The sequence below is a fragment of the Caulobacter sp. DMC95 genome, from assembly GCF_056313785.1.
In genome coordinates, this window is record NZ_JBQUZP010000001.1 from 104,205 (window position 1) to 115,435 (window position 11,231).

At 67.2% G+C, this 11,231-nt stretch carries 12 protein-coding genes and 1 pseudogene; 5 read left to right on the top strand and 8 right to left on the bottom strand.

The genetic code is table 11. The annotated features are described in order from the left end of the window. Positions 1–95: 95 nt before the first annotated feature. Positions 96–482, top strand: coding sequence for a c-type cytochrome (locus ACT53N_RS00490; protein WP_476062064.1), 387 nt, complete (start codon positions 96–98; stop codon positions 480–482). Positions 483–491: 9 nt separating this feature from the next. Here ACT53N_RS00490 and ACT53N_RS00495 read toward each other — a convergent pair whose 3' ends face one another. Both ACT53N_RS00495 and ACT53N_RS00500 read right to left on the bottom strand, forming a co-directional pair. After that, entirely contained in the window at positions 492–890 is a 399-nt protein-coding gene (locus tag ACT53N_RS00495) for a hypothetical protein (RefSeq protein ID WP_476062065.1), read from the bottom strand. Positions 891–980: 90 nt separating this feature from the next. Then, positions 981–2,846: an ABC-F family ATP-binding cassette domain-containing protein gene (locus tag ACT53N_RS00500; RefSeq protein WP_476062066.1), complete on the bottom strand. Its 1,866-nt coding sequence runs from the start codon at positions 2,844–2,846 to the stop codon at positions 981–983. 96 nt (positions 2,847–2,942) lie between these two features. Here ACT53N_RS00500 and ndk point away from each other — a divergent pair, with 96 nt between their 5' ends. Continuing rightward, the gene (ndk, locus tag ACT53N_RS00505; protein WP_476062067.1) at positions 2,943–3,362 is read left to right on the top strand and encodes a nucleoside-diphosphate kinase; all 420 of its coding nucleotides are present in this window, start codon (positions 2,943–2,945) and stop codon (positions 3,360–3,362) included. On the opposite strand, the pseudogene ACT53N_RS00510 reads toward ndk, so the two are convergent. Further along, a pseudogene (locus tag ACT53N_RS00510) lies at positions 3,359–3,602 on the bottom strand (hypothetical protein). The gene ndk and the pseudogene ACT53N_RS00510 overlap by 4 nt on opposite strands. Between ACT53N_RS00510 and ACT53N_RS00515 the strand changes: the two are divergent. Next, a complete protein-coding gene (locus tag ACT53N_RS00515; RefSeq protein WP_476062648.1) occupies positions 3,486–4,085 on the top strand; it encodes a YoaK family protein in 600 nt (199 codons plus the stop codon). The pseudogene ACT53N_RS00510 and the gene ACT53N_RS00515 sit on opposite strands and share 117 nt — an antisense overlap. Here ACT53N_RS00515 and ACT53N_RS00520 read toward each other — a convergent pair. The 3 genes from ACT53N_RS00520 to purM all read right to left on the bottom strand — a co-directional run bounded on the left by ACT53N_RS00520 (position 4,082) and on the right by purM (position 6,523). Then, positions 4,082–4,699 carry a DedA family protein gene (locus ACT53N_RS00520; RefSeq protein ID WP_476062068.1) on the bottom strand — a complete coding sequence of 206 codons (618 nt, stop codon included), beginning with the start codon at positions 4,697–4,699 and terminating at the stop codon, positions 4,082–4,084. The genes ACT53N_RS00515 and ACT53N_RS00520 overlap by 4 nt on opposite strands. Positions 4,700–4,756: 57 nt before the next feature. Continuing rightward, complete coding sequence (gene purN / locus ACT53N_RS00525; RefSeq protein ID WP_476062069.1) at positions 4,757–5,359, bottom strand: phosphoribosylglycinamide formyltransferase; 603 nt, start codon at positions 5,357–5,359, stop codon at positions 4,757–4,759. A gap of 138 nt (positions 5,360–5,497) precedes the next feature. Next, the gene (purM, locus tag ACT53N_RS00530; RefSeq protein WP_476062070.1) at positions 5,498–6,523 is read right to left on the bottom strand and encodes a phosphoribosylformylglycinamidine cyclo-ligase; all 1,026 of its coding nucleotides are present in this window, start codon (positions 6,521–6,523) and stop codon (positions 5,498–5,500) included. A 125-nt stretch (positions 6,524–6,648) separates the two neighbouring features. On the opposite strand from purM, the gene rnd reads away from it, so the two are divergent. Both rnd and ACT53N_RS00540 read left to right on the top strand, forming a co-directional pair. Next, positions 6,649–7,818: a ribonuclease D gene (gene rnd / locus ACT53N_RS00535; protein WP_476062071.1), complete on the top strand. Its 1,170-nt coding sequence runs from the start codon at positions 6,649–6,651 to the stop codon at positions 7,816–7,818. Positions 7,819–7,934: 116 nt separating this feature from the next. Then, positions 7,935–9,230, top strand: a complete 1,296-nt coding sequence (locus ACT53N_RS00540) for a serine hydrolase domain-containing protein (RefSeq protein ID WP_476062072.1) — start codon at positions 7,935–7,937, stop codon at positions 9,228–9,230. Between the two features lie 32 nt (positions 9,231–9,262). Here the strand turns inward: ACT53N_RS00540 and ACT53N_RS00545 are convergent, their stop codons facing one another. Further along, a complete protein-coding gene (locus ACT53N_RS00545; RefSeq protein ID WP_310211067.1) occupies positions 9,263–9,532 on the bottom strand; it encodes a hypothetical protein in 270 nt (89 codons plus the stop codon). 158 nt (positions 9,533–9,690) lie between these two features. Continuing rightward, complete coding sequence (locus tag ACT53N_RS00550) at positions 9,691–11,190, bottom strand: Ppx/GppA phosphatase family protein (protein ID WP_476062073.1); 1,500 nt, start codon at positions 11,188–11,190, stop codon at positions 9,691–9,693. Positions 11,191–11,231 lie beyond the last annotated feature (41 nt).

Sequence of the window (11,231 nt, forward strand, 5' to 3'; positions counted from 1 at the left end):
GAACAGGCTGGGGGGCGACTCTGAGCTTACGCGGTCGTCCGGAGTTGGTGGCGTCGTGGTGAGGAGGCATCGTCAAAGCGACGGGAGTGACCGACATGCGAAACCTACTGATAACCGCTCTGGCGATGGCGGCCCTGGCGGCGCCAGCGATGTCATCGGCCCAGTCCTCGCGAACCAACGGGGTCGACGATGACGCCATCCCGGGCTCGCCGGCCAGGGGCGCGGCCTTCGCGGACAAGCAATGCGCGAGCTGTCACGCTGTTACTGCGGACGGCGTCAGCCCGCGTTCAGACGCGCCGCCGTTCGGCGAAGTCGCCAAGAAGTACGCGGACTATCGGTTGGACTGGGAGCTAGAGGCGATCGCATCGGTGGGCCACTATGCCATGCCCGCCAAGGCGATGACGGCCATCCAGATCGCCGACGTCACGGCCTATCTACGCACGCTTTACGACAAGCCGCACGACGATCACCGCCGTCGCTGAGCGGTTCGCTCAGCGCTTGCCCACGCCGGGAAACTGAGCGACGCCGTCCTCGAACACGCCCAGATAGCCAAGCTCACCAAGCAAGGGCGTCAGGTCTTCGACCAGATCACCGGATTGCGGCAGGTGGACCGGACGGTCCTTCTGATCGTGCAGACGATAGACCGTCCACATCTTGCCGCGTGGCGCGGGCGCGCCGGGTTGGATGAACTTGTGCTCCCATCCGACCAGGGCGGGCGAGCGGCCCACCTCGATATCGAACGGGCGATCGCGGAAGGCCAGATCCATCTCGACCCGCAAGGCCTCGCCAATGCGGGTGTTCACCCATTCGGCGAACGCCTCCAGCACGACGTGCGACGACAACCCCTCGGGGTTGGCCACGACATGGTTGCGGGGATGACCTGTGCTCATAGGCCGCAGGATGCGCCGACAGGCGTTCGGGAAGCGCTAAACGACATGGTTTAGCGGCCGTTCACCCTGCCGTTCGGCCCAGAAGGGGTCTTAACCCTCGGCTTCGGCCAGTTCCTCGGCCAGCGTCATCCAGGCCTCCTCGGCCTCGCTGAGCTTGGCCTGGGCGTTGTCGCGGCGCTTGGTCAGTTCGGCGACCTTGCCGGGGTTCTTCACGTAGAGATCCGGGTCACCAAGCTGGGCTTCCAGCTCGGCGAGATCTCGCGTGCGCCGGGTCATCACCTGCTCTGCGGCCTCGACCTTGCGGCGCAGCGGCTCGATTGCGGCTTTCTTCGGAGTGGCGGCGACAGGCTTTTCCGGCTCGCGAGCCACCTGGGTCGGCTTCACCGCCAGCTTGGCGCGTTCCAACACGAACTTGGCGTAGTCGTCCATGTCGCCGTCGAACGGCTTGACCGTCCCGTCGGCCGCCAGCCACAGGCGGTCGGCGACCAGCTCCATCAGCGAGCGGTCGTGGGTGATCAGGATCACCGCGCCCATGTAGTCGTTCAGAGCGTCCAGCAAGGCTCGACGGCTGTCGATGTCCAGGTGGTTGGTCGGCTCGTCCAGGATCAACATGTGCGGCGCGTCCATCGCCACGAGATTCAGCAGCAGGCGCGCGCGCTCGCCGCCCGACAGGCTCTCGACCTTGGTCTCCTGCTTCTCGAAGCCCAGGCCAAACTGGGCCAGCTTGGAGCGGCGCGAGCTTTCCGAGGCCTCGGGCATGGCCCGGCGGATGATCTCCAGCGGCGTGTCGTTGGGATCCATCGCCTCGATCTGGTGTTGGTGGAACCAGCCGACCTTCATCTTCTTGTCGCGATGGAACTCGCCGGCCTGCACGCCCAGGGCGCCAGCGATCATCTTGGCGAAGGTCGACTTGCCTGCCCCGTTCACACCCAGAAGACCGATGCGGTCGTCCAGGTCCATGCGCAGGTTCAGGTTCTTCAGGATCGGGCGGCCTGCCTCATAGCCGACACTGGCCTTCTCCAGCCGGATCAGCGGCGGGGGCAGGGGCTTGGGCGGCGAAGGCAGGGTGAAGGGCGCGACGCGCTCCTCGATCGTGGTGGCCACCGGCTCCATCTTGGCCAGGCGCTTCATCCGCGACTGGGCCTGGGCTGCCTTGGAGGCCTTGGCCTTGAAGCGGTCGACGAAGGCCTGGAGGTGGGCGCGCTCGGCGTCCTGCTTGGCCTTGGCCGACAGTTGCAGGCGGGCTTTCTCGGCGCGGCGCTTTTCGAAGTCGTCGTAGCCGCCGGTGTAGAGCTCCAGCTTGCCGCCGGCCAGGTGCAGCATGTGGGTGCAGCTGTTGTTCAAGAGCTCGCGGTCGTGGCTGACGATCAACGCCGTGTGCGGATACTTCTGAAGGCGGGCCTCCAGCCAGAGCGCGCCTTCCAGATCGAGATAGTTGGTCGGTTCGTCCAGCAGCAGCATATCCGGCTCGGCGAACAGGGCCGCGGCGAGCGCGACGCGCATGCGCCAGCCGCCCGAGAACTCGCTCATCGGTCGGCGCAGGTCGTCCTGGGTGAAGCCCAGGCCAACAAGGATTTCCGAGGCGCGGGCCGGGGCGGAGTCGGAGTCGATCTCGATCAGCCGGGCCCAGATCTCGCCCATCTCCTCGGGATCGGCGGTCTCCAGCCGTGTCATCAGCGTGTGACGCTCGACATCGGCCTCCAGAACGGTCTCCAGCAGGCTGACCGGCGTGGCCGGGTGTTCCTGGTCGACCGAGCCGATCCGGGCGCTTTTCGGCAGGCTGATTTCGTCATCGCCCGCGTGCAACTGGCCCAGGATCAGCTTGAACAGCGTCGACTTGCCAACGCCATTGCGCCCGATCAGGCCGACCTTGGCCCCCGGCGGCAGGCTGACGGTCGCCTTGTCGAAAAAGCGCCGACCCCACGCGTTGAAGGTCAGGTCGTTGATCTGCAGCATTTTTGTGAAGCTTACGCGGTGGGGTTGGCGGGGGCGGGGCGCACGGCTATAAGCCCGCAACCTCCCAATTCACAACTTTTCTGTGAGATCACTACCGTGACCGAACGCACCTTCTCGATCATCAAGCCGGACGCCACCCGTCGTAACCTGACCGGCGCCATCAACGCGGTGATCGAGGCCGCCGGCCTGCGCATCGTCGCTCAGCGTCGCGTGAAGCTGACCGAAGCCCAAGCCAAGAAGTTCTACGAAGTCCACGCCGAGCGTCCGTTCTACGGCGAACTCGTGGCCCAGATGACCGCCGAGCCGGTCGTCGTCCAGGTCCTGCAAGGCGACAACGCCGTGGCCAAGTACCGCGAAGTGATGGGCGCCACGAACCCGGAAAACGCCGACGAAGGCACCATCCGCAAGCAGTTCGCCCTGTCGATCGGTGAAAACTCGGTCCACGGTTCGGACAGCCTGGAGAACGCTGGCATCGAAATCGCCCAGTTCTTCACGGAAGAAGAAATCGTCGGCTAATCTCCGTCGACTTTTTTGGATGACCAGAAGCGGTCGGATCGGTGACGATCCGGCCGTTTTCTTTTGCGCGGGAGTCGGGACGTGCAGCACTACGGACGCGGCGAGGTGGCGCTGGCGGTGACTCTGTCGGGCGTGGCCGGCTATGTCGACGCGATCGGCTTTCTGAAGCTGGGCGGCTTCTTCGTCTCGTTCATGAGCGGCAACTCCACGCGCCTCGGCGTGGCGCTGGCGACGGCGCACTGGACGGCGGCGCTGACGGTCGTCGGGCTGGTGGCGGCCTTTGTCGCGGGCGTAGTGTTGGGCGCGCTCACAGCCCGAGCGCTGGGCGAGACGCGGCGCTCGCCCGTGCTGGTGCTGGAGGCCGTGCTGCTGGCGGCCGGCGCGATCCTGTTGGCCCTTGGCCATGACCGGGTCGGCGTCGCGGCGGTGGCGATGGCGATGGGCGCGGAGAACGCCGTCTTTCAGCGCAACGGCGACGTCGCGGTCGGCCTGACCTACATGACAGGAGCCCTGGTCAAGGCGGGGCAGCGGATCGCGGGCGCGCTGGTGGGCGGAGAGCCGAACGACTGGTGGCGTTACGCGCTGTTGTGGACCGGCCTCGCGGCGGGCGGGGCGCTTGGCGCGTTGAGCTATCTGACGATCGGCCCTGCGGCCTTGTGGCTAGCCGTCTTGATCGTGCTCGGCGGCGCGCTCTGGGCGGAGCGTCGCTACAGAGCGGTCTAGGCCAGAACCGCGCGGGGACGGCGCAGGGCCATCCAGCCGGTGGCGACCACGATCAGCGCCGCGACGGCCAGAGGACCGGCCACGCCGGGATCAAGATCCAGGCGCTGCAGATTGACGACGGCCAGGTAGCCCGGGGCCATCAGCGACACGACCCAGATCGGCGCGGTCAGGGCGCTGGCGATGTGGAAGCGCCAGGGGCGGGCGCGGCTCATGCCGGCCAGGATCGGGATCATCGGGCGGACGGGGCCAAGGTAGCGGGCGGCGATGATCGCCACCGCGCCGTGGCGACGGGCCAGCAGCTTGGCGCGTGCGAACAGGCGACGACGGCCCGAGAACAGCATACGAGCCCCGTGACGTCCGCCCAGGCGGTGTCCGAGCAGGTAGGAGAGGGCGTCGCCTACCGCCGCGCCGGCGCTGCACCACAGCACCGCCTCGACGGGATGCATCACGCCTTGGGCCACCAGCGCGCCGGCGGCCAGCATGACGCCGACGATGGGGATCAGAACACCCACCACCAGCAGCGCTTCCAGCAGGGTCAGCACGAACAGCACCAATCCCGCCAACACGCTGTTGTCGGCCGCCAGGGCGAAGGTCTGAGTCAGGAAGGCGTCCATGACCACAGTATCGTTACCGACTGTGACGATTCTCTGACCCAGCGTCGTAAACGCGCGTCAATCTTGGGGTTTTCCCGCTGAAAGACCGCGACAGAACGTCGCCAGCGTCTCGGCGTAGAGGCGGTGTTCCTGCGTCAGCACGCGCGCGGCCAGGGCGGCCTCGTCGTCGCCGGACAGGATCGGCACGCGCGCCTGGCCCAGGATCGGACCTTCGTCGACGCCGGCCGTGACCAGGTGGACCGTGCAACCGGCCTCGACCTCGCCCGCCGCAATCGCGCGGGCGTGGGTGTCCAGACCCGGATAGGCGGGCAGCAGGGACGGGTGGATGTTCAGCATCCGGCCTTCCCAGGCGTCGACTAGGAACGGCGTGAGGATTCGCATGTAGCCGGCCAAGGCTACGACCTCGATCCCGCGCTCGCGCAGGGCCGCGTCGATGGCGCGCTCGTGGGCCTCGCGGTCTTTTCCGAACGGCTTCTGATCGACGCACAGCGCTTCGACACCCGCCGCAGCGGCGATCTCGAGGCCCTTGGCGTCGGGCTTGTTGGCGAGGACCAGAGCGATCTCGAACGGGCAGCCGGGCGCCTGGGCGGCGCTAACCAGGGCCTCCATATTGGAGCCTCGTCCGGAGATCAGCACGGCGACTTTGGTGCGTTGGGTCATCTATCGCGCCCCCTCAGTCATCGGGCGGCTCGCCCGCTGACAGCTCCCCCGCACGCGGGGGAGCAGGATTGTAGTTGTCTTCCTCACCCGTGGAACGGGGGAGGTGGCGTGGCGCGGAGCGCCACGACGGAGGGGGCTCTACGCCTTCACCAGCTGCCCGCAGATAAACGCGTCCTCGCCGGCGTTCAGCAGGGCCGCCAGCACCGGCTCGGCGTCGGCCTGCGCCACGATGATGATGAAACCGACCCCACAGTTGAACGTGCGGCGCATCTCGTGCTCGGTGATGCCGCCGGTCTTGGCCAGCCAGTCGAACACCGGCGGCATGGCCCAGCTGTTCCAGTCGAATTCGGCGGCCAGGCCTTCGGCGATGGCGCGCGGTGGGTTCTCGATCAGGCCGCCGCCGGTGATGTGGGCGCCGCCCTTGATCCGGCCCGACTTCAGAAGCGGCAGCAGCGACTTCACATAGATGCGGGTCGGGGCCATCAGGGCCTCGGCCAGGGTCTTGCCGGTCTCAAACGGGCAGGGCGCGTCCCAGGCCAGGCCCGAGCGCTCGACGACGCGACGCACGAGGGAGTAGCCGTTCGAGTGCGGACCCGATGAGCCAAGGCCGATGATGATGTCGCCGGCGCGCTGCTGATCCAGCTTGGGCAGCACCCCGTCACGATTGACCGCGCCGACCGAGAAGCCGGCCAGGTCGTACTCGCCGTCCGCGTACATGCCCGGCATTTCGGCGGTTTCGCCGCCCACCAGGGCCGAGCCCGAGATCTTGCAGCCTTCGGCGATGCCGGCCACGACGCTCTTGGCGGTCTCGACGTCCAGCTTGCCGGTGGCGAAGTAGTCCAGGAACATCAGCGGCTCGGCGCCCTGCGCCAGGAGATCGTTGACGCACATGGCCACCAGGTCGATGCCGACCGTGGCGTGCATGCCGGTGTCGATGGCGATCCGCAGCTTGGTGCCGACGCCGTCGGTCGTGGTGACCAGCAGCGGGTCGTCGTAGCCGGCGGCCTTCAGGTCGAACAACGCGCCAAAACCGCCTAGGCTGGCTTCCGCGCCGGGGCGGCGCGTCGCCTTGGCCAGCGGCTTGATGGCGTCCACCAGGGCGTTGCCCGCATCGATATCGACACCCGCCTGGGCGTAGGTCAGGCCGTTCGGCAGATCGCTCATTCGCTCGCTCTGGTCTGTCGGAAGGCGACGACGCCGTCCGAACTCGCGGAAAATTTGCTTCCCGGCCACGCTTGGCGCGTCTTGACGCTTGCAGACTCGGGGGTGCGCGAGGCTATTAGCAGCGGATGAAGCTGATCACCACCACCGCCGAGTTGGCGGCGTTCTGTAATGGCCTTGCGGGCGAGCCTTTCGTCGCCGTGGACACCGAGTTCATGCGCGAGACGACCTACTGGCCCAAGCTGTGCCTGATCCAGGTCGCGTCCCTCACCCAGGAAGCCGTCATCGACCCGCTGGCCGATGGTATCGATCTGGAGCCGTTGCTGACCGTGATGCGTGACGAACGCATCCTCAAGGTGTTCCACGCCGCCCGCCAGGACGTAGAGATCTTCAACAATCTGAAGGCGATGCCCAAGCCTCTGTTCGACACCCAGGTCGCCGGCATGGCGGCGGGCTTCGGCGAGCAGATCGCCTATGACGCCCTGGTGCGTCAGATGCTGCGGATCGAGATCGACAAGTCCAGCCGCTTCACCGACTGGGCGCGACGTCCGCTGACCGAGGCTCAGACCAGCTACGCGCTGGCCGACGTCACGCACCTGGCCAAACTGTTCCCCATTCTTCGCGAGCGCCTGGAGACCTCGGGGCGCCTGGCCTGGGTCGAGGAAGAGATGACCGCCATCTCCGATCCGGCCGCCTATGACGTGGACCCGGAGAAAGCCTGGCGTCGCCTGCGTCCGCGCAAGACCGCCGCGAAGTACCTTGCGGTGTTCAAGGCCGTCGCCGCCTGGCGCGAACGCACCGCCCAGAACCGCGATCAACCGCGCGGCCGGATCTTGAAGGACGAGGCCATCGACGAGTTGGCCACGCAGGCGCCCAGCAGCCTGGAAGCCCTCAACAACCTGCGCGGCGTGCCCAAGGGCTTTGGCGGCAGCAAGTTCGGCCCCGATCTCCTGGCCGCCATCAAGGACGCGCTGGCCGATCCCGAGGGCTATGCGCCCGTCGTCGACAAGCTAGGCCCGCCCCCGCCCCAGAACGCTGGCGCTGTGGTCGAGCTTCTGAAGGTGTTGCTCAAGGCGCGCGCCGAGGAAGCCGGCGTAGCCTCCAAGCTGATCGCCACGGTCTCGGATCTCGAAAAGATCGCCGCCGACGACAACGCCGCGACCCCGGCGCTGGCGGGCTGGCGCCGCGAGGCGTTCGGCTCCGACGCCCTGAAGATCAAGCGGGGCGAGCTGGCGCTGGTGCTGGACGGCGCCCGCGTGCGGGTGGTCGAGGTGCGCCGCGCCCCCAAGAGCGAATAGTTCTCCCCAAGCCGTGACCGGCCCCCTGGTTGGGTCGGCCAGCGAGTCTGCCTAGAAGGGACCGGATCGCGCGCCATGCCGCGATCCGGTCCCTTTCTAGTTTCAAGAGTAGACGCGTGTTGGACACCGGCGAACAGAGCGACTGGGAGCGGCGTCGCCGCCTGAAATGGCTTGCCGCCGGCGTAGGGGCCCTGGTGCTTGCGGGTCTGATCGCTCTGCCTTTTCTAAAGCGCGCCGCGCCCGCCATCCTGCCGCCGCAGCTTTCCAGCGTCGTCGCGCCGATCCCGGAGGACCCAGCCGACTGGCGCGGCCGGATCGACTATCGGGCCGTCGATGCGCGCTTGAGAGCGATGATGACGGATCGCTCGATGCAAGGTTTGGCCGTGGCCATCGTCGAAGATGGTCGGCTGGCCTTCGTCCATGGCTATGGCTACACCGCCGCCGACAATACCGAGCGCGTCGACGCCAAGACCGTGTTCCGCTGGGCTTCGCTGTCCAAGACGGTCGCGGGAACCCTGACCGCCCGATTGGCGGCTGACGGCGCGCTATCGCTGCAGGACCCGCTGTCCGTCTTCAACACCAGCCTGAAGCTGCCCGGCGACGCGCAAGTCGGCTTGACGCTGGAGCAACTGCTCGCCCAGCGCACCGGCTTGGGACGCAACGCTTATGATGGGAGGCTGGAGGACGGCGAGGATCCCACTGTCATTCGCGGCTCGTTCGCGAGCTTGAAGCCAGTCTGCCCGCCGGGGACCTGTCACACCTATCAGAACATCGCCTACGACACGATCACCGAGGTCATCCACGCCCGCACCGGTCTGGACTACGCCGAGGCGGTCAAGCGTCGCCTGTTCGAGCCGCTCGGGATGAAGAATGCGACGTTCGGGGAGGGCGGCCTGAAGTCGTCCGCCCACTGGGCCAAGCCGTCGCGGCACGGTCGCGCGTTGCCGTTTTCCGACGCCTACTATCATGTCCCCGCCGCCGCCGGCGTGAACTCCACGATCGTGGATCTCGCGATCTGGATGCAGGCGCAGATGGGATTGCGTCCTGATGTGCTGTCGGCCGGCGTCTTGGGCGAGGTGCAGCGTTCTCGTGTGGGAACGGGCCGGCCCTATGGGCGGCTCAACATCGCGCGCGAACTGAAAGGGCCGGGCTACGGCCTGGGCATGCGCAGCTTCACCTATCGCGGCCACGACCTTGTGGGGCATAGCGGCGGCGTGGCGGGGTATCGCTCGACGATGATGTTCGAACCGGCGACCCGGACCGGCATCGTCATGCTCTGGAACAGCGACGCCAACCTGCCGTTCCGCTATCAGGCCGAGTTCTTTGACCGCGTCTACGGGCTGCCGTTCACCGATTTCCTTGAGCTGGATCGGGGCGATCCCGTCACGAGCGGCTCGGAGTTGGCGGACTAGCCTGACTAGACGCGGTCAAGACTCTCTGGGGCTCAATGGGCGAACTGCGCCAGGGCGCCGCCAGCGGCGAGGCCAAGAGCGCAGAAGACGCCCAGGTGGAACACCACACCAATCGCCACCGTGCGGCGGACCGACCAGGTGCTTTCCTGGGCGAAGACGCGGCCCAGTTCAGATTGCAGGGTGCGCGCGGCGCTGGTCACGGGCGCGTCGTGGTCATTGGCCACCCGGAGTTCGGGGCGCTTGCGAGCGGCCGGAGCCGGAGCGATCGCGTCGAGATAGTCGAACTTACGCTGCAACATCACTGACCTCCACATTTGTTGTTGGAGGAAGGTTGCGCGTGGCAAGGCTAACAAACCGTGCGTTTTCTACACGTTTTGGCTGCGTCAACTTGTCATTTCCCCCGTAATGGGGAAATTCAGATCGGGTTAAGTATGATCTGGACTGGTCTTTTACACAGAGATTACCCCGCGATAATCTTTGCTTTCAGTCCAAGATGCTGCGCGGCCGTGTTGGCGCGCTTATTGGTCTGTTCACCAAGAAGCAGATTTGCAAAGCCTGGCTCGGCGGCCAGGATCAGATGGTGCTTGTCCAGGCTCAGCCGCGAATGGGCCAGCAGGCTGGGGCTGCGCCCCGACAGGTCGCAGGCCAGGCGGATCGTCGCGCCCAAGGCCCGGGCGCGCTTCAGCTGAGCCGGGCTCAATAGGCGTTCCAGGGTTTCCAGCTCGGGCGGATGGAAGTTGGTGGCGTGGCGGGCGTGGGCGGCGGCGGCCAGAAAGCAGCGCTCGGCATGGCCCTGGCCGGCGATCGGGGCGCGCAGCACCTGTTCGAACACAAGATCGGCCCGGTGATCGGGGTGCAGGCGTACGCCCATATCGGCCAGACGGCAGGCGGCCGAGATCAGCACCGAGTCGCGGTCGTCAAACAAGGCGGGCAACTGGCTGAAGGCCGGCCCGATCCAGGCGTCCAAGGCGGGGCCCAAGTCGTCGGCGACGCCTTGGCGATGCCCCAGCGCGCCGCAGCCTTCGATCAACGGATCCAGTCCCCGCACGCGGGGCGGCATGGCCTCGAACAGCAAACCCTCGCGCACGCCGTAGGCCGAGATCTCGATGCGCTTCAACTGAAGCTGCTCGATCAGGGCTTCCAGGACGATGGCGGCGTAGGGGAGGGTCTCCGAACGCTTCTTGCTCATGCCCTCGATGCGCTCCAGCGAGCTCTTCGACTGATGGGCGACAAGACGGGCGGCGTCCAGCGCTTCGGCGGCGCTGATCTTGTACTGATGGACGACGTGCAGCGGATAGCCCGACAGGCGCATGTGCAGCAGGGCCAGGTTGCGCCAGGCGCCGCCGACAGCGTGAAAGGTCTCGGTGCGGAAATCGGCGGCGACGCTCGCCAGTCGCTCGTGAACCAGTCGGCGGACGCGGTCGGCGTCAAAGCCGTTTGCGGTTCCTCCTGGACCCGCCAGGCTGAACGGTCCGAGCGGGAGGGTGACGCCACGGCCCGCGCCGGTCTCCGACAGATGGACCAGCTCAAGGCTGGCGCCGCCGAGGTCGCCGACCACGCCCGTGGCGTCCGGCGCGCCGGCCAGCACGCCGACGGCGGCGTAGTGGGCCTCTTCCTCACCGGACAGAACGCGGACGTTGAAGCCGGTCTCTTCCCGCACACGGATGATGAAGTCCGGACCATCCTCCGCCTCGCGCGCGGCGGCGGTGGCGACCACGAAGGTCTCGGCCGGGTTCACCGCTTCCAGCACGGCGCGGAAGCGCTTCAGGGCCTGCAGGGTCTGGACGACGCCCTCGGGGGCGAGGCGGCCGGTCTTGGAGAGGTCGCGGCCAAGGCCGGCCAGAACCTTCTCGTTGAACACGGTCCAGATGGCGCGGCCTTCCAGCCGGTACACCACCAGGCGGACCGAGTTGGAGCCGATATCGATGACAGCCGCGTCGCGCGGGGCCTGGAAGGGCATGGGCGTCCTTTAGCCTATTCCCCGGCGGGGGAAAGCAGGAC